At 36.1% G+C, this 21695-nt stretch carries 15 protein-coding genes; 8 read left to right on the top strand and 7 right to left on the bottom strand.

Annotation, left to right across the window (positions count from 1 at the left end):
- Window positions 1-29 precede the first annotated feature (29 nt).
- On the bottom strand, window positions 30-473 hold the full coding sequence (locus tag OM074_RS06300; RefSeq protein ID WP_301198534.1) for a DUF2147 domain-containing protein: 444 nt from the start codon (window positions 471-473) through the stop codon (window positions 30-32).
- Window positions 474-511: 38 nt separating this feature from the next.
- On the opposite strand from OM074_RS06300, the gene OM074_RS06295 reads away from it, so the two are divergent.
- The 4 genes from OM074_RS06295 (at window position 512) to OM074_RS06280 (ending at window position 6035) form a co-directional block, all read left to right on the top strand.
- Window positions 512-802 (top strand): hypothetical protein, encoded by a 291-nt coding sequence (locus OM074_RS06295; RefSeq protein ID WP_301198532.1) that lies wholly within the window; start codon window positions 512-514, stop codon window positions 800-802.
- Between the two features lie 83 nt (window positions 803-885).
- The gene (locus OM074_RS06290; RefSeq protein ID WP_301198531.1) at window positions 886-2145 is read left to right on the top strand and encodes a tetratricopeptide repeat protein; all 1260 of its coding nucleotides are present in this window, start codon (window positions 886-888) and stop codon (window positions 2143-2145) included.
- A gap of 42 nt (window positions 2146-2187) precedes the next feature.
- Entirely contained in the window at window positions 2188-4101 is a 1914-nt protein-coding gene (locus OM074_RS06285; protein ID WP_301198529.1) for a DUF3857 domain-containing protein, read from the top strand.
- Window positions 4102-4103: 2 nt separating this feature from the next.
- Complete coding sequence (locus tag OM074_RS06280; protein WP_301198527.1) at window positions 4104-6035, top strand: DUF3857 domain-containing protein; 1932 nt, start codon at window positions 4104-4106, stop codon at window positions 6033-6035.
- Here the strand turns inward: OM074_RS06280 and OM074_RS06275 are convergent, their stop codons facing one another.
- The 5 genes from OM074_RS06275 to OM074_RS06255 all read right to left on the bottom strand — a co-directional run bounded on the left by OM074_RS06275 (window position 6036) and on the right by OM074_RS06255 (window position 14598).
- The gene (locus OM074_RS06275) at window positions 6036-7817 is read right to left on the bottom strand and encodes a PAS domain S-box protein (protein WP_301198525.1); all 1782 of its coding nucleotides are present in this window, start codon (window positions 7815-7817) and stop codon (window positions 6036-6038) included. It abuts the gene before it with no gap.
- Between the two features lie 329 nt (window positions 7818-8146).
- A complete protein-coding gene (locus OM074_RS06270) occupies window positions 8147-9325 on the bottom strand; it encodes a hybrid sensor histidine kinase/response regulator (RefSeq protein WP_301198524.1) in 1179 nt (392 codons plus the stop codon).
- Between the two features lie 28 nt (window positions 9326-9353).
- Complete coding sequence (locus tag OM074_RS06265) at window positions 9354-12374, bottom strand: PAS domain-containing hybrid sensor histidine kinase/response regulator (RefSeq protein WP_301198523.1); 3021 nt, start codon at window positions 12372-12374, stop codon at window positions 9354-9356.
- A 103-nt stretch (window positions 12375-12477) separates the two neighbouring features.
- Entirely contained in the window at window positions 12478-13125 is a 648-nt protein-coding gene (locus OM074_RS06260) for a response regulator transcription factor (RefSeq protein WP_301198522.1), read from the bottom strand.
- Between the two features lie 21 nt (window positions 13126-13146).
- Window positions 13147-14598 (bottom strand): histidine kinase, encoded by a 1452-nt coding sequence (locus OM074_RS06255; protein ID WP_301198521.1) that lies wholly within the window; start codon window positions 14596-14598, stop codon window positions 13147-13149.
- A gap of 392 nt (window positions 14599-14990) precedes the next feature.
- Between OM074_RS06255 and OM074_RS06250 the strand changes: the two genes are divergently transcribed.
- The 4 genes from OM074_RS06250 to OM074_RS06235 all read left to right on the top strand — a co-directional run bounded on the left by OM074_RS06250 (window position 14991) and on the right by OM074_RS06235 (window position 20170).
- On the top strand, window positions 14991-15500 hold the full coding sequence (locus OM074_RS06250) for a chemotaxis protein CheW (RefSeq protein ID WP_301198520.1): 510 nt from the start codon (window positions 14991-14993) through the stop codon (window positions 15498-15500).
- Between the two features lie 34 nt (window positions 15501-15534).
- Window positions 15535-17607, top strand: a complete 2073-nt coding sequence (locus tag OM074_RS06245) for a methyl-accepting chemotaxis protein (RefSeq protein WP_301198519.1) — start codon at window positions 15535-15537, stop codon at window positions 17605-17607.
- A gap of 120 nt (window positions 17608-17727) precedes the next feature.
- Window positions 17728-19743, top strand: coding sequence for a chemotaxis protein CheA (locus tag OM074_RS06240; protein ID WP_301198518.1), 2016 nt, complete (start codon window positions 17728-17730; stop codon window positions 19741-19743).
- A gap of 70 nt (window positions 19744-19813) precedes the next feature.
- Window positions 19814-20170, top strand: coding sequence for a hypothetical protein (locus OM074_RS06235; protein ID WP_301198517.1), 357 nt, complete (start codon window positions 19814-19816; stop codon window positions 20168-20170).
- Window positions 20171-20298: 128 nt separating this feature from the next.
- Here the strand turns inward: OM074_RS06235 and mgtE are convergent, their stop codons facing one another.
- Window positions 20299-21663, bottom strand: coding sequence for a magnesium transporter (gene mgtE / locus OM074_RS06230; RefSeq protein ID WP_301198516.1), 1365 nt, complete (start codon window positions 21661-21663; stop codon window positions 20299-20301).
- Window positions 21664-21695 lie beyond the last annotated feature (32 nt).

The raw sequence follows: 21695 nt of genomic DNA, 5'->3' as shown, positions 1-21695 counted from the left end.
TCCAGTTATAAATTATTAATCAAGTGACTTTATTCAACCCTGGTCCAGGTTGTTTTTCTGCCAATTAATGAAACTCCTATGTACCCTTTTACATTTAAAGAGTTGCTGTTACCGTTAAACCACATATAGCATTTGTAGGTGTTTCCGCTATCAGGATCGTATATGGTTCCATCAACCCATTCCTCATCCGAATCATCAAATTTAAAGTTGTTTAGAATTGCCAGACCTATAAGTTCCCTTGTTTTTAAAGTTTCATTTGGATTGTTTTTATCCAGCTTAGGCTTGCCATCTTCCATTGGCTTCTTTAGCCAAATAATAGTGCCGGAATAACTATCGTCTTCGTTTTTAATTATTTTTATTTTGGATCTTTTTTCGTGTGTATACCAAACCCCAACAATTTTATCTTTATTGGTAGCCTTTATATTAACCAACAAAAAAATAAATGTTAGTAGAAGTAAGGATTTCATTTTCATTATAAGTAAATTTATGTTGCATTATAGAATTATATCCCATGAAAATAAAACAAAAATATACAATCCTGGCAATTCTAATTGTACTTTCTGTTGGATTAAGCTCATGCCTGCCAGGAGGGGGTTCCTATCCTCCCGATGAACCTGCCGGGTTTTTCTCAGGCGTTTGGCATGGTTGGATTGCTCCCTTTTCTTTAATTATTTCTTTTTTTAACCGTTCCATCAGCATCTACGAGGTTAATAATACCGGATGGTGGTACGATTTTGGGTTTTATATTTCTATTATAGCCGGATTTGGTGGGATACAGTTAGCCAGAAACAAACGCAAGTAGTTTTTGAAGTTCTGCTATTTGTTGCTATTTTTCCAATCTGACAAATATTCAGGTTTATTTAAATAATAACTACGTTATACTTTATGCACAGAATATCATTTAGCTTATTGGTAATTTTTATAGTATCCACATTTTGTGTTCAGGCTCAATCTAATTCAGAAGATCATATTAAAGAAGGGAATGAACTCTGTGATGAAGGAAAATATGCTGAAGCTATAGAAACCTACAGGTTAGTCCATGAAAATGATTCTAATTATAGTATGGTACTTGCAGAAATAGCCATGGCATACCTGGGCATGGAAAAATATGATAGTGCCCTGGTTGCAATTGATCAGGGTCTTGCGCTAAATGGAAGTAGCCGGTGTCATCTGTTAAGAACAAAAGGTGTTGTTTATAAATATATGGGACAGCCAGAAAAATCGATTGAAACATACCGGGATGCTATTAAAGAATATCCATTTGAATACTTGTTGCATTATAGTTTAGGAGCTTCATATGTTGACACGAAAGATTTTCGTGAAGCACAAAAGTGTTTTCAGGAGGCACTCAGGTGTAATCCCTTCCATGCTTCCAGTCATATGTATTTGGGAAATCTGGCTGCACGGCAAAAACAGTATACAAGAGCCATGTTATCACTCGAAACATTTCTGGCTCTTGAACCAGCAAGTAGTAGGAGCAATAGGGTTTTGGTCTTTATTGAAAATCTGTCGAATAATTATATGGATACAACTCAAGGTTGTTTTATTGACCCTATTGATGATAACAGTGTTTTTAAAGAAATTGACCATTATTTTAGGGCAAGAATAGTTTTAACTGACAGGTATGCTTTACCTATTGAGTTTAATGCTTCTTTGGTTAAGCAAAGTAAAATGATCATGGAAACTTTGCCTTATGATAGAGCTAATGATGAAAAGTGTGATGATTTCTGGGCTCAAATGTATTTTCCTTTTTTCTACGCAATTTATCATGGGGGACACATAAGCCCCTTTTTATATACACTATTGCGTTCTACAGGTCAGGATGATGTAATTAAATACAACGAAAAAAATGAAAAGGAACTGGATGCTTTATACGGTCTGGGGGGGTATCTTTCCATAATTCAAAAACACCGCAGGACTAATATTATCGGGGAAGAGAAGCTATATGACTTTGCCTATTATGATAATGGCAAAGTATATTCTATAGGTAACAAAAATTCATCTGGTAACAAGGATGGTGAATGGAGGTATTATCATAACAATGGTGAAATTAGTGCTGAAGGCTATTATAATGATGGGAAGAAGAGTGGAGAATGGAGATATTTTCTGAATGATGGGAGCATAAAATCTCAGGGTGAAAATTGATTAACCATTTTTGAAAGCAGATATATTTAAAACGAATTTTGAATGATTTATAAATTTGGACTATTCTTAATATATGTTGTATTTATCATATCAGCAAACATCCATGGACAGGATGTTGTCAGGTCCGATTATCAAGGGATTATTACTCAGCTGAATTACTTTTATGTTATTGATATAAAGGATGACTCCTTAATGGTTACCCAAACCAATGAAAAGGAAGTTGAACTTGTAAATGAGAACTCAAAAGGATTCACTAAAGATCAAATATTCTTTAGCAGTTTTACTTCAGTTTCTGATATTGATGCATATTCACTGATTCCGGAAGATGATGGGTACAAAAAATATAAGGTTGAACAATTTCAGGAAACCCATAATACGGATGCCAGTATTTTCTACGATGATTCAAAAACAATTCAGTTTGCCTACCCTTCGTTGGAAAAAGGTTCGAAAACATATCTGAAATATACCATCAACTATAAAAATCCCCGGTTTTTAAGGAGCTGTTATTTTCAATCATTTTTACCTGTAGCACATTCAAAAGTTTGTGTAAAAGTACATCGTGATGTTGAATTGGGTTTTAAAATATTTAATGGGGATGTTGCGAATGTTGGTTTTAAAGAATACCGTAAAGGAAAGTTTCGGTTTTATGAATGGGAAGCTGAAAATGTGCAGCCTTATCATTATTCAGGCGGCAAATATTTTGGTATAAACCATTTTAGTCCGCATATAGCATTATATATCAAAAGTATTAAACATGATGGCGTTACCAAAGGATATTTTGGAACGACAGAGCAGTTATACAATTATTATTATGATTTTGTTGCAAACGTGAATGATACAATTTCAGATGACCTGAAAAACACAGTTGGCAAAATTACTGCAGGGTTAAATGATGAAGATAAAGCAAAGGCCATTTACTATTGGGTTCATAATAACATTAAATATGTGGCCTACGAACATGGGTATGCCGGATTTATTCCGGCAAACGCATTTGAAGTGTTTCAAAAAAGGTTTGGGGATTGCAAAGGCATGTCGAGCCTGTTAAAAGCCATGATGGATTTGGCAGGGCTGCCTACTTTTTACACTTGGGTTGGAACTCGCCATATCCCATATAAATACAGTGATCTACCTTTGCCATCAGCGGATAACCATATGATAGCAACCAGAATTGTAGGAGATTCACTGGTGGTTTTGGATGGGACTTTTAAATATATGGATTATGGAGTTTATCCATTCCATTTGCAGGGTAAAGAAATTTTGGTAGGAAAAGGGCCAGGAGATTACAAAGTTTATAAAATCCCTATAACGCCATCAGCTTACAGTGTGGTTACGGATTCTGTTTCTTTTTCTTTGGATGGGGGAATTGTAAAAGGAGAATCAAAAATGATGTACAGCGGCTTTAATAAAGTAGAGTTGGCCTATACCATGGATGGGGTTCAGCAGGATAATTACGAAAAGGTTTTTAGCCGTATTTTTAACAAAGGGAACAATAAATTCAGGGTGACAGAACAGCAAGTCTCTAACTTGTTTGAATATGAAGTTCCTGCATATGTTCAGTATTCTTTTGAGATAGAGGATTATATTAAAACGGTGGGGGAAGAGATTTTTGTAAATATGAATCTGGATAAACCATACCAGGGAATGTTGGTTGATACATCGGAAACAGTTGCTCCTGTTCAAAATGATTTTTATTGCTCCGAAAAATATATTACCCGTTTTCGTATTCCGCAAGGATATGAAGTAACTTATATCCCCAAAGATGGGGCTTTTAATAATGAAGAATTTTCGTATTCTATGAAATACTATAAGGATGGTGATGATATTGTGCTCGAGAAAGAATTTAAATCAGAGTTTTTTTTACTTCTGGAAGACAAAATTCCGGAATGGAACAAAATGATAAAGGACTTAAATAGGAATTACAGAAGAACACTGGTTCTGAAAAAAAATAAACTTTAAATATGAGACTTATCTATGTTGTGTTGTTGCTTCTGTGTAACGTGTTTTTAATTGCACAGAATACGAGTAGTGAATGGGAAACAAAGCCCGTATTTTCAGCTATACTTGACGAAAATAGGGATGAAAATGTAATAGGAATATTTATGCACGAAAACTATGAATATTTCTATAGCGAGGATGGGGTTCTGCAGATGATTCATACCATGCATAAAAAATATCGTTTAAACAGCGATGAGGCTATTAACCAGTTTAATAAAATTTCTGTTAGTCTTAATAATGTAATCGAAGTAATGGATATTAAGGCAAGGACTATTAAACCCAACGGAAAGACTATAGAGTTCGACAAGGCAAATATTAAGGAAATAAAGGATGATGAAAGCCGCAATAGCTATAAAATTTTTGCTATTGATGGAATTGAAAAGGGTGATGATGTAGAATATTGGGTAACAAGAAAGATGGGAGGCGCTAATTTTGGACGAACATTTTTTCAATATAATTACCCTTTGCAGTTAGCTTCCTTTAATATTGTATGCCCCGCGAATTTAGTTTACGATATTAAAGGGTATAATGGATTTCCTAATGGGGCCTTTATCCAGTTAGACGATAAGCGTAACCAGTTTAGGTGTGAACAGAAAGGTATCCCCTTAATTAAAAATGAAAAATTTTCCTATCTAGATTCCCGAAGGAGACGTGTTGAGTATAGGTTAGATTATAATACTGCCCTGGGAAAGGCTCAGAAACTAACCTGGGATGATGCCGCTATTAGAGTATACGAATCTATGTACCTGGGAGTGGATGAGAAGATTATGGATAAGTGGATGGAGCTTGCGGCAATTGATAGTAATTCTGTAGAGAATGAAGTTTTGGCTCTGGAGAAATTTATAAAAAGAACTATTTACGTTGAAGATTTTGACGCACCTGAACTTTCTGATTTAAATTTTGTATTTGATAACAAAGTATCGGGTAATAGGGGGATTGTTAAACTTTATGCCAATATGCTGAAAAGACTGGGGATTGAGCACAACCTGGTTTTGACTTCAGAAAGAAATGATGTTAAGTTTGATGCAGATTTTCAGAGTTGGAACTACCTGGATAAATATTTGATCTATTTCCCAAAACTGGATAAGTATCTGGATCCTTTAATGCATCCCTATCGGTTGGGTGTTGTAAATGGAATGCTTACGGCTACTGATGGGTTGTTTGTTGTACCTGTAAAAATAGGTGATTTTGAGGCTGCAATTGGTAAAATTCAGTATATCCCGGCTGCTCCCCATAGTGCAAATTACGACAATATGGTTATTGATATTACGGTAGATGTTGATGAAAATGTGGCACATATAAAAACGGAGAGGGCATTAAATGGTTTGAGCGGGGGCTACATAATTAATTTCATTGATTTGATGGATCCGGAACAAAGGTTGAATACTTTAAAGGAAATTACATCTGCAAAAGCTCCAAATCCTACATTTAAGGTGCTTGAAGTTAGGGATACGAGTAACTTAAATGCAATAAAAGGGTCTGATTTTATTGTGTATTCCGACTTAACTACTGAGGATTTACTTGAAAATGCAGGGAATAAAATATTGCTGAATATTGGTGAGAGTATTGGTCCTCAGGTGGAAATGTATTTTGAGGAGAGCCGTAAAGCACAGGCGGAGAATGATTGGAACAGGATGTATCATCGAGAAATCGTATTTCATGTTCCGGAAGGATATAGGATCAGCAACCCAGAGGCTACAAGCATGAGGATAGTTGAAGGGGATACTTTTGGTTTCGTTTCTGATTATACTTATAATAATAGCGAATATAGGGTTGTTATAGACGAATACTATAAAAATATTTTGGTCGCCGATGAAGAGTTTGCTGGTTTTAAAAACGTTATTAATGCTGCTGCTGATTTTAATAAAGTTGTTTTGGTATTAGAAGAGGAGTAGTTATTTATTTGTTTTTTTGTCAAGGTGCCGCTGCCGCCCAACTAATATCCAGGCAGTTTCTAAAAGTAACATTACTTGCTCGGCATGAAACTTAGTATAAGTTGTTGTTTTGCTGCCTAGCCAGAAAAGAGCTACAACTTTTTCATTGTCGATTACCGGTATGGTTATGGATTTATAATATTTTGAATCCGTAGATCCTTTTTTGTGTGTGAAAAATGGATATTTAGTATGCGGATCATTAATGATAACGGTTTCTTTAATTTTCACTGCTTTGCTCAGGCAATCTAAATTTTCATGAGGGTTTTCATTGTTATAGTCCATTGATAAACTAACATCTTTTGAAAAGTTATTTAGCAAGAATAGATTTTTGTTTTCATGATAGTGATAAACAACTCCGGTATCACTTTGAGTATAGTCAATTAATTGTTTTAAAGTAAAATCCAAAAGGTCGTTTATTGATGAAGCCTTAAAGTGGATGATGTTCTCCAATCCGATAAACCGTTGATTTATTTGCCGTAATTTGTATTCGTTTTCAACAGCCTTGGTTGTGTCAATTAAAATGGCATGAATTAGTTCTTTATTGTTTACTTTTATTGGGCTGGTATAGGCCTCAATATTTCTTGTCTCACCTGATTTTAGAGTATGTTTTGTGCTGAATGATTTTTTCTTTTCAGTTTTTGATAGGCGAACCATGTTTTTTAATGCTTCAACTTCCATTTTGTTGATGTCCGATAGATAGAGGTTTTGCATTTCATCCTTTGAGTATCCGTAAAAATTGAGAGCAGAGTCGTTGGCATCTTCAATTTTCATGTTTTTTGGATTTACCAATAACATTACAGTACGGCTTTTGTTAAATATCGTTTTAAATCTTTGCTCACTTTCAATCACCTTTAGTTCTGTTAATTTTCTTGAATTGATATCAATATGCGTTCCGCACATCCTTAAAGGTTGCCCATTTGCTGCCCTTTCCATAATATCTCCTCGTGCATGTACCCAAATATAATCCCCATTTTTATGTTGTTGCCTGAATTCCACGTCGTAGTAATCATGTTCTTTACTGAAAACCCTTCCCAGGGTAGAGCTCACCAGAATAACATCATCCTTATGCAAAGATTCTATCCACCTGTTGTAATTGAGTCCATCCAGCTCTTGTTTGGTAAAGCCAATAATGTTGGCCCATCGTTCGTTTATGGTGAACCTGTTTTTTTTAATATCCCAATCCCATGTCCCGGCCTTTGTTCCTTCGATGATGTAATTAGTTCTTTCCTTTTCTTCAATTATCTTTTTTTCTGCATTAAGCCTTTCTGTTATGTCATTGAATATGGCTCCAAAAAAGCCTTTTTGGGGACAAAATACAATGGTTTCGTATGATTTTCCGTTAGTGGAAAAATTATCGATAAAATGATCTGATTTACCGTTGAGTGCCACTTTTCCAAATCGCTCTATCCAATTTAATTCAATACCCGGGAATAGCTCTTTGGCAGATTTTCCAACAAGATCATCGTATTCCATGTTAACCCTGTCCAGGAATACCGAGTTTACATCTCGATAGATAAAATCAATTGCTTCCCCTGATTCATTGGTAACAATCTCATGCAAGGCAAACGATTCGGTCATATTATTAAAAAGCATGCGGTATCTTTCCTCACTTTTTTCGAGCAGGTCGGTTTTTAACTGTAGTTCTTCTAGTTTTGTACGTAGTTCCTCTTCCGTTTGAGCAAGGTTGTTGTTTTTGATTTTCAGTTCTTTGTTGATTAATTGGTGTTCCTTGTTGAGCCTCATGTATTCTTTGTTAAGATCTGAATATTCATCTATCTTGTCTGTTAAAACGATCTGAGCCCTTTTTCTTTTTTTGTTTTTGATAAAGAGAATTAGCACGGACAGCAGAAGGAGAAGAATTGCACAAAGAAAATATGTAGGGAAAACAGAGTTGTAGGATGTCATAAATAGCGTTCTTTCATTTTTTTCTGCATTTAGTGTGAAAAAACATGACAGGCCCATTGTGATAAAAATGACTTTAATAACACATTCTTTTATAATATGTAATGGCTGTTTCATTATTAATTTTATGTGTGATTTAGCACTATGCGGTTACCTGTTCAAAAGTTGTTTTATTTGATGTTTGCTTTTGCAAGGGGGAGTGATATTACCGTTATGGTTCCTTTCCCATCTTCCTTATTGTTAAACTCAATATTTCCTTTATGCAATAAGAATACGATTTTGGCAAGATATAATTCTATGGCATTGTTCCGCTCAAACTGGTAATTTTGGTTTTTTACAGATTGAAAAAAGTGCTTGAAATCTTTGTCTGAATATAAACTGCCATCATCAGTTATTGAAATGTGGATAACGCCATATTGGCAATTGGTTTCCACCTTTATATTACCATTGTTAGTATAGATTATAGAGCATTCTAGTAATGCCGTTAATGCATTTCTGAATAGTTGTTGATCGATGTTAACGATGGCCTCTGTACACGCACAGGATGCCGAGGCCTCCAGACATTTTTCCGTGTATTGCAGCTTTAAAGTATGTATTGTGGCTTTTATTATCGGAAGTATGTCTATAGGCTGTAAAGCCAACTGGGATTCCCCTTTTAGTTGGAGGTTTGATATTTGCAGTGCTGTATAAGAGTATTTTTCAAGCTTGCTAACCGAGGTGTTTAATAAAGACAGGATCTCTTTGATGTGAGGCTCGTGGTCAAACGAATTCAACAAGTTAATAGAGCCAACAATCCCATTTAATGGGGTTCTGAGTTCATGGCTTATGGTATTCAGGAAATCAGTTTTGGCATCATCCAATTTCTTAAGTTCATTGTATGCCACCTTCAAATTATTATTAGCTTCAGTAATTTCTTCTGTCTTTTTTTGAATTTCGGATTGTAGCCATCCATTTAAATCAAGTATTTTTTCTCTTGATTTTTTAAGCTCTATATGTGTATTTAATCTAACCAATAATTCACTTTGGTTAAAGGGTTTTGTAATATAATCCACTCCACCATTTGCAAAGCCCTGGGTTATATTTTCAATATCATGACTGGCAGTGAGAAATATTATAGGGATGTTGCAATTTTCCGGATCGGCTTTTATTGTTTTACACGTGGCAAAGCCATCCATTTCTGGCATCATTACATCAAGTAATATGGCATCGAATTTTGTTTTTTCGAGCCATTTTAAGGCTGATTTACCGTTTAGTGCAACTTCAAATAAATAGTCATTTTCGGCCAACAGCGCTGCAACTACCTGAAGATTTTTGGGATTGTCATCTACAACAAGGACTTTATTTTTCATAGTCGATTTTTATATTATGAGTTTAGGGTTATGGTAGGTGTTCGGGGTTTACTTTTTGAATAAATGTATTAAAGGAGGCAATTAAATTTTGTATGGCCTCAAAGTCATATGATTTTATAGCTGTTTCCAGTTTTTGGGTGTATATACTTAAGTCGGGCCATTCATTATCATTTAACAGTTCGTTAAGTTCCTTAGTGAATATATTAAGGTTTTCCGAGGAAAGGATCTCACTCAGTTCGCTCCAGACAGGAATTAATCTATTGATGAATATATTTTTTACCACATTGTGTTTGTCAGGCATCATGCCGGAAAAATTAATTGGATTATTATGTATTGATTCTTTGAGATTCATATTTAAGGGGGTGAAATACTTTTCTAATTCACGAACTAATTTAGCTTCTACTATTGGCTTTGATAGAAAGCCGGAAAAATCATTTTGATAAGCTTTTTTTACCTGGGTGTAAGTTTGACTTGTAGAGATGGCTATAACCGGAATATCTTTTGTTTTTTCATTGTTCCGGATTTTTTTTATCGTGTGGAATGGTTCTTTTTCATCTATGTCCATATCCATAATTACCAGCTTTACATCACTGCTGGCCAGGTGCTCCAATACTTCAGTTCCGGAAGAAACTGATAGACAGGTAAAATTGATACTCCTGCACATGGCATATAGTACTTCTCTGTTTAATTGAATTGAATCTGCTATCAGAATGAGTTCATTATTAAAACTTATATTATAATTATCATTGATGTCAATGCTATCTTCTTCGGCAAAGTCTTGAGAGCATTGAATATCCGGAATTAATATAGAAAAAGTACTGCCTTTGTCTCTTTCACTTGTTAGTGCTATATTACCTCCCATAGTGTGTACAATTTTTTGCACAATAGACAAGCCCAGCCCGGTACCCTGATAGTTTTTCTCGGTAGATTTTTCCCCTTGCATAAAAGGTTCAAAAATGTGTGTCCTTTTATTCTCCGGAATGCCTATGCCTGTATCAGAAACGGTAAATGATAATACCCCCTCCTGGTCATTGTCATAAAATGAAAACCCATATTTTATGGTTATTGAACCCTCATGGGTAAACTTTAATGCATTGTTAACCAGGTTTAGAAGAATCTGGTTGATCTTCAGATAGTCAATATATATTTTCTGGGGAAAATTTTCTCCAGGCTTTATTAATAGGGCTATTTGTTTTTCATTGGCTAAAACACTGAAGGTGTTTTTTATTTCAGCTACTAGTTGAGTAAAATTGATCCACTCTTTGTTGATAAGCATCTTACCTGCTTCTATCTTTTCAAAGTCGAGTAGGTCATTAATAAGCGATAACAATACTTTTCCACTGTTTTTTATGGAGTTTAAAAAATCATTGTATGGTGGTTCTGTTACGTGTTTCCCAAGTAATTCTGTAAAACCGATAATGGCATTCATTGGGGTTCTGATTTCATGCGACATGTTTGCTAAAAAAGCAGATTTTGCTTCACTTGCCTTCAGACTTTTGTTTCTTTCAAAAACCAGATCTTGAAGGAGTTGTTTGGATGAGGTTATTTCCTTAATTATACCGGCAATGGACAGAGGTTTGCCTTCAGCTCTATTATAGGAAACAATCTGTCCTGAATAACTTATCCATATATATTTGTTGTCTGCATGTAATATCCGGCACTCAAAGTTTAGTCTTGATCCTTTTTGGGCTTTAGCAAAGTAATCAATAACTGTGTGAACATCGTCAGGATGAAAGCGAGAAAGCAACCATTCAAATTGTATAGGTTCACCGTTAAAATTATATCCGGTTATCGTGTTGAAAACGTTATTGCTTTTTATGGTGTTCTCTTTAAAATTATATTCAAAGTATCCTATATTCCCGGCTTCCATGTTGAATTCCAACATCTTTTTTAAAGATACAATTTCATTTTCACGCTCTATCCTGTCTGTTATGTCAATTCTTACCTCAGCCATATGCCAGATATCTTTTGCAACTTCAAACGGAAAGGCGGTTACCTGATAAGTTTTATGGTTGATCTCATCATAAAAAATACTTTTGGTTTTTTCCATATTTCGCAAAGGGCATTCAGTACACCTGGTTTGCCTGTTGGCAAAGTGTTGGTAGCATTTGACATTTATCTTTTTGATATCTTCATGGCTGTGGAAGATGATATGGTCATTGTTATCAACAATGCTTAAAAAAGTATTTGTGGCATTAAGGATGTACTTTAACTGGTTGTTTAGTGCGGTTAAATGTTGCTCATTTTCTTTAATTGATGTTATATCAATAAATAAGCCAGTGAGTTCATAACTGTTATTGTCATTTGTATTTATCGCTTTTACGAGGTGGCGTATCCAAATAATATCTCCGTTTTTTTTGACTAACCGATATTCAAAAAAATGATCTTTTCCCTTTTTGCTGTTGGATTGAAAAAGATTTGTTATTCGTTCACGGTCTTCCGGATGGATGCATTTACTCCAGTCATGTATAGTTTTCCAGTTTTTACTATCATATCCCAAAATCTTTTTTCCCTGATTTCCGATGTATGTAAAGTTTCCGGTTTTATATTCCAAACACCATGGAACAACCAGCATCTTATTAAAAAAGTAAGATATTACCTGGTCTTTAATAAGGTATTCCTTATCCGAATTTAATGAGTTGTTAACCTGATGCAGGTTGATTTGATCGGCAATTATCTGAGCAAAAAGCAATACGTCCTTTTCCGCTTCATAGTCAAACAAAATGCGGTCTTCTTTTAATAGCACAATGGCTCCCCAGGCCATATCGTCGTTTGTTATTATTGCAACAGTTAAGAAAGATTGATACTTATCGTCCCTGGAAGTAATATAACTTGAAATGGGTAAGGAGTTTTTTGACAATACCTCATTCAAAGCATATTCACTACTATTTAATAAAGCTCCTTCTCTGGTGTTGACCGAAATGCAATTAGTAGAAGAGATAATTTCAAATTGATTATCGCAGGCTTTAGCTAGAAAGGAACAGGAGGAATTAGCAATTTTATTTATAAGCTGCATCTGCCTGTCCCATCCAGGTTTTAATAATTCCATGTATCAAATTATTGTTAGGAGTTTGCTAATACATATTGTGTATCATAGTGAATTTTATCACAATGACCCCTCAATATGAATGGGTTTGTAGCTATGTCTGAAATTAAAAGGCTACAATCTTGTTTTTAACCGCATACATCACAAGGCTTGCACTGTTTCGGCAATTTGTTTTCGACAACAAATTACTTCTATGACCTTTAACTGTTTGTGCACTGATAAAAAGTTTGTCTGCAATTTCTTCATTAGTTAATCCGTTGCAGATTTCAACTAAAACCTCAATCTCTCTTTTAGAAAGGATGGAACTTATGTCTTTCCCTTTATTGTCAGGCTTGCTCAAGTTGGTTATTATCCTGCGAAGTAGTTCGTTTGAGAAATATGAATCGCCATCTATAACCGTTTTTATCGCTTGTTCTATCTCCTTAATGCCACTATCTTTTAATAGAAATCCTTTGGCACCGGCTTCTATCATTTTGTAATAATATTCTTCATCTCCATTCATGGATAAGGCCATAACCTTTAAATCCGGATTGTTTTCTACGGCCTGTTTTGTTGCATCTATGCCGTTCATTACAGGCATTGATATATCCATCAGAACCAGGTCTGCTTCAATATTGTCAATCTTGTTCAAAAAGTCCTTCCCATTGCTTGATTCCCCCACTACCTTGCCTATTCCTTCAAGCTCAATCAGGTTTCTTAAACCTTCCCTGAAAATAAGGTGATCATCTACAATAAATAACTTTGCCTTTGACATATTTCCTGTATTATATTATTATTAATTCGCATTTAATCTGATATAAACTTTTGTGCCATTGCCGGGCGAAGATTCAATATTGTATAGTCCTCCCAGCGATAAAACCCTTGTGCTTAAATTTATTAAGCCGGCACCATTATTTTGTTCCAATTTTTTCTCAACATTAAAACCTATTCCGTCGTCACTATAAATAATATCAATTTCTTCATTTTTAATAATTTCAATGTCTATGTTTTGAGCTTCTGCGTGTTTTACAGAGTTGTTTATTAATTCACAAATAAGGCGATATATTGTAATTTCCAATTGTTCATTAAGCCTTTGGTTAAGCCTGTTGTTGTAATTAAATTCAATTGCTGACACCGTACTTATCCGTTTGATGAAATTTTGCAGTGCCGGTCCAAGTCCAAAATTTGTAAGTGTTTTAGGACTTAAATTATTGGAGATTTCACGAACGCTCAAAACAGTTTCTTCAAGTGTTTCCTCCATTTTCGAAACAATCTGTTTTTTATCGGCCCTGGAATCGGGCTTGTTCAACCATTGAAGATATAGTTTTGTAGTTGAAAGCAATGGCCCAATTCCATCATGTAATTCCTGGGCAAACCTTCTTCTTTCTTTTTCTTCGGTTTGGATAATGGTTTGGATAACTTTGTTTTCCAGCTCTTTTTTTAGGCTGATGTCGCGTAATATAATTCCTGTGGAGTGCTTGAATTTATATTTTAGGGGATATGCTTTAAGCTCAAAATACAATATTTTGTCCGTGTCCATCGATTCCATGAATACTTCAATTGTTTGATCAATATCCCTGGTCTGATCTGATATGTAACTTTTTAAACTAACGGGGGTGTCAGAATAGATTACATTGAATATGTTGGCATCTTCGCAGGATGAATGAAAATTATTGCAAATTGCTTTTGCCCTTGTGTTGGTCAGCAATACTTTTCCAGAAGGAGCAATTATAATAATGGGATCAGCACTGGAATTGAACAAATTCCTGAATTTCTCCTCTTCTGCGGATAGTTCTTTTAGTGTTTTGTGTAACTCAACGTTCTTTTTTCTTAAGTCCAAAAGCAATTGTTCGTTGTGTTTAGCCAGATTGTACTGGTTGAGTGCGTTTTTAACCGTAACAATGAGTTTTTTAGGATCTATGGGTTTTCGCATATAGTTGTATATGCGCCCTCTGTTTACGGCATCTGAAACAATGTTTGAATCAATGTAGTCACTGATGATTATTCGTTTGATAAGAGGGTTGGTGAATTCAATGTGTTCAAAGAATTCTACAATATCGCCTCTTAAATTTATTATGTCAGAGATGATGATTTTAACAGGCACCTCTTCCATTATTTCCTTTGCTCCTGATATGCTGGTGGCATACAATATATCAAAGGGCTCGTTTCGGAAAATGAGGGAGTAGAGCTTTGCACTACCTGGTTCTTCTTCAATAATTAAAACAATATCTTTTGCAATACCTTGCATATTTTTCGGGTTCTAGTTTTTTATTAATTGGATTTAGCCATACGCAAAAGTTATGGCTTGGTTTCAAATTATCAGTTATCCAAATTTTAATTAGTACTTTATCTTTTTTGCATCCCCCAAAAGGGTTGCTAAATATTGATTCTTTTGTGCTATATATCATTTCCCCCATCACACAAAAAAACCAACATAAACCATTGAAAAACTGACTCAATGAATATATAGCTAAAAAAAACCTCTTGTAAAAGGCTTAAAACAAGGCAAATGAAAATACGGTATTTTTATATTATTTGCAACCCTACAATAGTTTATTTGCAATCAGCCTTAAAACGTCTGTTAAATTCTTTATGGCGTCTTTACTTTTGATTCAGGTTATTTCAACAACATATTTTAAAATGGAAACGAAATCAAAAGAGTCATATTTACTATTCAAGCTTCAGGATGAATTATTTGCAGTAAGTGTACATAAGGTACTGGAAATAATTGAAACCGGAGAGGAACATACCATAACAGCCTTGCCAAAGGCCCCGGAGGCCATTTCAGGAGTTGTAAACTTTAGGGGAAATGTAATACCCGTAGTTAATACCCGGTTAAAATTTGACCTTGTTGATTATTCAGAGAATGAAAAGTTTGTTGTTATAGTTTTGAGCCTGAACTTTAATAACCAGGATAATATCATTGGGGCACAATCAGATAAAGTTGTTGATGTGATAGAAATATCCGAAGAGGAAATTAAACCGGTGCCTGAAGTGGGACAAAGTTATAATTCAAATTATATCCATGGGGTTATCCACCGTAACGGTAAATTTATAATGCTTATAAATCTTGAAGAGGTTATGGCAAGCCGCGAAATTATTGAACTGCAAAAAATAGCTTCCGAAGTGAAGGAAACATTAGAACCATAGAAACTCAACAATAACAACATAACTATATACCACTATGAAATGGAATGATTTTAAACTGGGACGAAAATTTGCTTTGGCATTTGGAATTATTATAGCTGTAATGATCGTTACAGGGGTATGGGCTTTATTCGGAATAAATGCCATTTTAAAAGATGCCAATGAAGTTATAGATGGCAATAAACTGAGAGCTCAACTTGAAGAAAGATATGTGGACCATTTGTTATGGGCCAATGATGTAAATAAATTGTTGACCGACAACAATGTTAAAGAGTTACACGTGGAAACTGACCATCATAAATGTGCTTTTGGGAAATGGTATTATGGAGAAGGTCGGCAACAGGCTGAAAATCTTGCCCCTGAGCTAAAATCGTTATTTGATGAGATTGAAACCCCTCATGAAGAATTGCATAAGTCGGCAATTAAAATTAACGAGGTTTTTAAGCAAATTGACTGGCATGTATCCTTGCGGCTCAAACAAGCTATCATTGATCATGAAAAGTGGTTATCAAATGTAAAAGATGCTATTTATATAAACTCTGGCAAAACTATAGATGTGGTCAAAGACCCAAGTGTTTGCAGTTTTGGTAAATGGCTGAACTCAGAAGAAATTTCGGAATTAAAAACTGACTATCCTGAAACAAATAGCTATTTTATTGAAATTGAAGAAGCACATGAAGAACTTCATACTAGTGTGAACCAGGCAGAAATCTATCTTAAAAATAATGACCGTGAGGCAGCAAAGGCATTTTTTGCTAATAATCTGTCGTTAAAAGCTAAAAACGTACAGTCAAAACTGGAATCGTTGGGTACCTGGTCGGAAAGTCAGCTAAGTGGGATGACTCAAGCCAATAGTATATTCCAGAATGAGACAATGGTTCATTTGGCTAGTGTGGGTAAAGTTTTTGATGAGATTATAGAGGGCTCAGAAGATCATATATTAACAGATGAGGCCATGGTGAGTGAAGCCAGGGGTACCCGGGCAGGAGTTATTATCTTTATTGTAGTTGCCTCCATATTAGCTATTTTTCTTTCAATATTTATCACCAACAGTCTATTATCGCCTATAAATAAGTCGGTAAAGTTTGCAAATAGTGTAGCAAAAGGAGATTTAACGAGTACGGTTGATGTTGATCAAAAGGATGAAATTGGTGAATTGGCCCACTCGCTCCGCCAAATGGTGAAACGATTAAAAGAAATTGTAGGAGATATTAAAACAGGAGCAGACAATATTTCTGGTGCCAGTCAGCAATTAAGTTCAGGGGCTCAGCAAATTTCTTCTGGTGTTAGTGAACAGGCAGCTGCAGCCGAAGAGGTATCCTCTTCTATGGAAGAGATGGCGGCCAATATTCAGCAAAATACAGCGAATGCCATTAAAACAATGGATATGTCAGGAAAGTCTTCTAATGCTGCAGAACAGGTGGCAGTAGCTTCTGAGGATAGTATGCAGGCTGTACGCGATATTTTTGCAAAGATTAATGTGGTGGTGGAGATTGCCGAAAAAACAGACCTTTTGGCTATCAATGCAGCTGTGGAAGCAGCCCGAGCCGGTGACCAGGGAAGAGGTTTTGCTGTAGTAGCTGCTGAGGTGCGTAAACTGGCAGAGAGAAGTCAGCTGGCAGCAAGTGAAATTGTAGCGCTTGCAGAGAAAGGGCTAAAAATGACTGAAGGTTCAAATGAGATGCTCAAGTCTATTGTGCCTGATATACAGGAAACTTCACGTTTGGTTGAGGAAATTGCATCGGCAAGTAGAGAGCAGGAGGCAGGGGTAAACCAGGTGAATATGGCCATTCAACAGCTAAGTATGGTTACGCAGCAAAATGCATCTTCTTCCGAAGAGATGGCAGGAAGTTCTGAGGAAATGGCTGCACAGGCTGCCGATCTCGAAGGTATTACCCAGTTTTTTACAATTAATGATTCAGATAACAGTTGGAGGAAAAAGGCTCCATCATATAACCATCATATAGCTAAGCCTAAGGCATATGGGAATGGAAACGGAAATGGTAATGGAAATGGCAAAGAAGCTATGAAAGAAGTGAGGAACAATGAGGGGGTTAATATTGATTTTGGCAAAATTGAATCTGATATATCTGGTTATGAAGCCATGTAATTGTAATTAGAAACCTATTTTTTCCACATACTATACTATCACAATGTTTTCTGGGCCGTGATGTTTAACGAAACATTCACGGCCGTTTTTAACCAAAAGTATGATAATATAATTTTTAGTATGAGCGTAAACGATATTTCAAAATTCAGGGACTTGTTTATTGATGAGGCAACTAATTTGCTCAATTCAATGGAAAGCATCTTGTTGCAGCTTGAAGAAAATCCTCAAAATATTGACCTGATTCAAGAGGTATTCAGGGTAATGCATACCATAAAAGGAGTTAGTGGCATGTATGGCTTTGATGCCATTAGTGATTTAACCCATAATACTGAAAATATTTACGACCTCATCCGAAACGGGTCTCTTACGTTAAACAAAGAAATTCTCGATAATACCCTTATCATAGTAGATCAACTCTTTGCCCTTTTAAAAGATGAAAAGGTACAAAATAAGGAGATAGCAGAATTACAAAAACAACTGATCAGCTGGTGCAATAAAGTGGTTAACAGTAGTAAACAGCCAAAGCCAAAGGTGGCGGTAAATATTAATGAAGGCAGTCCTGTTACCTACAATGTTATATTTCATGCCCATCAGCAAATAGTCGATAGAAGAATAAATATTTTTTATACGATTAAAGACCTGGCAGATATCGGAGAGATACGATCCATCAATTCGCTTCCTGTTATTGGAGATGAAGAGGAGAGATGGAGCATCTTTGTTGTAGGGCATTTTAACCAGATGGATATTGAAGATGCCCTGATGTTTGTTTTTGAATATTGCATTATTCGCAAGGTTGCAGATTTTGATATTTTTGATACTGAAGAGATGGACAAAAACAGAATCGCACTGTTGTCCGAAGAAGATATACCGCAAATAACCGTTCCCCAAAAAGGTGAGTCAATTTCATGTAAACCAAGCCATGAAATTGCCCAACCACAATTGAGCAATACAGAATCGATGATTGCCTCTATTCGTCAGAATATGAATAGGGTTGCTGTCGATTCTGAAAAGCTCGATTATTTGATGTATCTGGTAAGTGAACTGATTACAACTTCATCACAATTGAACTTAACCTCGCATGAAAAAGGGTTGGAAAGGGTCCGCCCACAGATCGAAAAACTGGATAAGCTGTCAAAACAATTCCGAAATAATGCCCTTGATATACGTTTGATACCCATACGTGATATGGTGCCCAAATTCAATCGCCTGGTTCGTGATATATCAAACAACCTGGGCAAAGAAATTGAATTTGTTACTGAAGGTATGGAAACCGAACTTGACAAAAGTTCAATTGATATGGTGGCAGAACCATTGGTGCACATGTTACGAAATGCTTTGGATCATGGTATCGAAAAACCCGAAGAACGGGAGGAGGCCGGCAAGGATTCTAAAGGTGTTATCCGGTTAAAGGCATATAACTTAGGTAACAATATTGTTATTGAGGTGTCGGATGATGGGAAAGGGATTAACCGCCAGCATATCATTACAAAGGGGATGGAAAAGGGACTGATTCAAAGTGGGGATAATCTAAGCGATAAGGAAGTGTATAATCTGATGTGTGAACCTGGTTTTTCAACGGCTGCTGAGGTAACCTCTATTTCGGGCAGGGGTGTTGGTATGGATGTTGTAAAGCAAAAAATTGCTGAAATGCGTGGTGAACTGGATATTACCAGTGAGTTGGGTAAAGGCACAACGTTTACTATCAAATTACAGCAATCAATTGCCATTTTGGATACCTTACTTGTTCGATCCGGTACCATGAAATTTTTGCTACCACTGTCTGATGTTGAAATATGTTCCCAGCTTCCATACCAAAGTGTCGAGAGTAGGATTAAGCATTCAACCATTGATTTTGAGGAAGAATTAGTTCCTTTTGTTTCGCTAAGAAACTTGTTTGGTTTAAACGGACAAAAGAACAAAATGGCAAAAATGATCCTGATAAAGAAAAACAACAGTAAGTTTGCGGTATTTGCCGATGAAATAATGGGGCAGCACCAGGCTGTTTTGAAACCCATGGGCGAATTGGTTAAAAGCCATGAAGAAATATCTGCAGCAAGTGTTTTGGGTAACGGGGAAGTAGCCTTTTTGCTCGATACAAATTCCATTAATCAAAATTTATACACAAAAGCCGTATAAAAAATATAACTTTTTATAGTATTTATCGTATTACGTTAAACTATAATATGTGAGGACCTACTGAGTTTTTATGATTAGCGATTTGAAAGAGATTACGGCGTCGGTTGATTTTTTTATTTACAGGGTTGCAGATGATTCTATTAATATTTCGTCAGGAACAAAACGTTCGTTGGGGATAAATTGTAATGATACCTGTTACCTTTCAAATATTAAATCATTGATTATAGGTGTTGATATTCCGGTTTTTGTACAAAAGTTTGCAAAATGGCTTAAAGGGGATGTTTCTGAAATTATTCAAGTGCGCATAATTGATGCAAAAAATCAGATGCGGACCATCCAGATAAAAGGCCACCTTCGATATGATGAGAATCAAAATGTAGTTTCTGTTTATGGGGCTTTTTTTGATATCAGTTACCTGGGCAATTAATTATATGTATTGTTAAAACAAGGATACGTCCAATATTAGTCACTTCTTGAAACTTGCATTATTTGCACATAAATAACATAAGAATTAGTGTTTATGTACTGATTTGCAATCAGTATTTCTCTCCTGGCTTATACAAACATCGAAAAGCAGACTACCCCAATACTAAAGTATATCAACATACCCAGGATGTCGTTCAGGGTAGTAACAAAGGGGCCTGTGGCGACAGCCGGGTCTATCTTTAAGTTCTTTAATGCAAGTGGGATAAAAGTGCCAAAAAGTGATGCAATCATTATCACTGAAAACATGGCCAGGGAAACAGTATAGGTTAAAGCCTGGCTGGCACCCTTGAAATAGTTGAAAACAAATATTACGGTAGATAATACTCCTGCGTTCACCATGGCTACAGCGAGTTCTTTAAGTAGTTTTCGCGAGGTCGATTCCAGACCGGTACTGCCTGAAGCCAGCGATTGTACAATGATTGCTGATGATTGCATGCCCGTATTTCCTCCCATGGCAGCTATTACAACCATAAAAAATGATAATTGGGGGTTTAATCCAATAATTACTTCGTAATGTTCAATTACCAGTGAAGAAAGTATACCGCCAAATAAACCAATAATAAGCCATGGCATTCTGGCGCGTGTATGCGTCCAAATGCTATCCGAAGACTCAACATCATCGGTAATACCGGAAGCCAGTTGGTAATCTTTTTCTGCTTCTTCACGAATAACATCCACTACATCGTCAATGGTGATCCTTCCAAGCAGCCTGCCAATGCTGTCAACAACCGGTAATGCTACCAAATCATATTTGTCCATAATAGAACTCACCTCTTCAGCAGAGGCATTGGCATTGACCGATATCAGGTTGTCGTTATAAATATCTTTTACGGTTTGCGTTGTTGGGCTAAGTAAAAGCCTTTTCAGGGATAGTGTCCCTTTTAAAACTCCATCGTTGTTAACTACATATACATAGTATACCTCATCCACAACTTCACCTTGCTGGCGCATGCTTCTCAAACAGGTTGGCAGGTTCCATGATTCTTTAACCTTGATAAGTTCCTTACCCATCAAACCCCCGGCAGTATCCTCATCGTAGTTCAAAAGGTCTGCGATATCGCCTGCCGATTTTACATCGTCCATGTGCGACAGAACCTCCTGTTGCCTGCCTTCCTCCATTTCGCCAAGTACATCGGCAGCATCATCGGAGTCCATTTTGTCGATATACCGCTTGGCTATTACTTCACTTGGAACTGAGCTTAACAAACGCCTGCGTTCGTCTTCATCCAGTTCGGTAATCACATCTGCAGCTGTTTCATCATCTGCAATCAGGTATAGGTATTTGGCTTCTTCCAGTTCCAGTTCACGATAAAGGTCGGCAATATCTGCCGGGTGCAAGTCCTTAATGTCCTCAAGAACGCGAACCTCGTCTTTGATCTCTATCTTGTGCTTTATACTGTCAACAAATTCTCGTGTTAATTTGAATTCTGCCATACTACCTTTTGTTTGATGTTAACACCTGTTTG

This window comes from Plebeiibacterium marinum, from assembly GCF_026013615.1.
Taxonomy (GTDB): Bacteria; Bacteroidota; Bacteroidia; order Bacteroidales; family Marinilabiliaceae; genus Saccharicrinis; species Saccharicrinis marinus_A.
This window is presented reverse-complemented; position numbering and strand designations above follow the sequence as displayed.

What these genes read in the sequence shown, in the direction of transcription:
- OM074_RS06300 (WP_301198534.1), bottom strand. Translation starts at nt 473, where the DNA reads ATGAAAATGAAATCCTTACTTCTACTAACATTTATTTTTTTGTTGGTT.
- OM074_RS06295 (WP_301198532.1), top strand. Translation starts at nt 512, where the DNA reads ATGAAAATAAAACAAAAATATACAATCCTGGCAATTCTAATTGTACTT.
- OM074_RS06290 (WP_301198531.1), top strand. Translation starts at nt 886, where the DNA reads ATGCACAGAATATCATTTAGCTTATTGGTAATTTTTATAGTATCCACA.
- OM074_RS06285 (WP_301198529.1), top strand. Translation starts at nt 2,188, where the DNA reads ATGATTTATAAATTTGGACTATTCTTAATATATGTTGTATTTATCATA.
- OM074_RS06280 (WP_301198527.1), top strand. Translation starts at nt 4,104, where the DNA reads ATGAGACTTATCTATGTTGTGTTGTTGCTTCTGTGTAACGTGTTTTTA.
- OM074_RS06275 (WP_301198525.1), bottom strand. Translation starts at nt 7,817, where the DNA reads ATGAGGCTCAACAAGGAACACCAATTAATCAACAAAGAACTGAAAATC.
- OM074_RS06270 (WP_301198524.1), bottom strand. Translation starts at nt 9,325, where the DNA reads ATGAAAAATAAAGTCCTTGTTGTAGATGACAATCCCAAAAATCTTCAG.
- OM074_RS06265 (WP_301198523.1), bottom strand. Translation starts at nt 12,374, where the DNA reads ATGGAATTATTAAAACCTGGATGGGACAGGCAGATGCAGCTTATAAAT.
- OM074_RS06260 (WP_301198522.1), bottom strand. Translation starts at nt 13,125, where the DNA reads ATGTCAAAGGCAAAGTTATTTATTGTAGATGATCACCTTATTTTCAGG.
- OM074_RS06255 (WP_301198521.1), bottom strand. Translation starts at nt 14,598, where the DNA reads ATGCAAGGTATTGCAAAAGATATTGTTTTAATTATTGAAGAAGAACCA.
- OM074_RS06250 (WP_301198520.1), top strand. Translation starts at nt 14,991, where the DNA reads ATGGAAACGAAATCAAAAGAGTCATATTTACTATTCAAGCTTCAGGAT.
- OM074_RS06245 (WP_301198519.1), top strand. Translation starts at nt 15,535, where the DNA reads ATGAAATGGAATGATTTTAAACTGGGACGAAAATTTGCTTTGGCATTT.
- OM074_RS06240 (WP_301198518.1), top strand. Translation starts at nt 17,728, where the DNA reads ATGAGCGTAAACGATATTTCAAAATTCAGGGACTTGTTTATTGATGAG.
- OM074_RS06235 (WP_301198517.1), top strand. Translation starts at nt 19,814, where the DNA reads ATGATTAGCGATTTGAAAGAGATTACGGCGTCGGTTGATTTTTTTATT.
- mgtE (WP_301198516.1), bottom strand. Translation starts at nt 21,663, where the DNA reads ATGGCAGAATTCAAATTAACACGAGAATTTGTTGACAGTATAAAGCAC.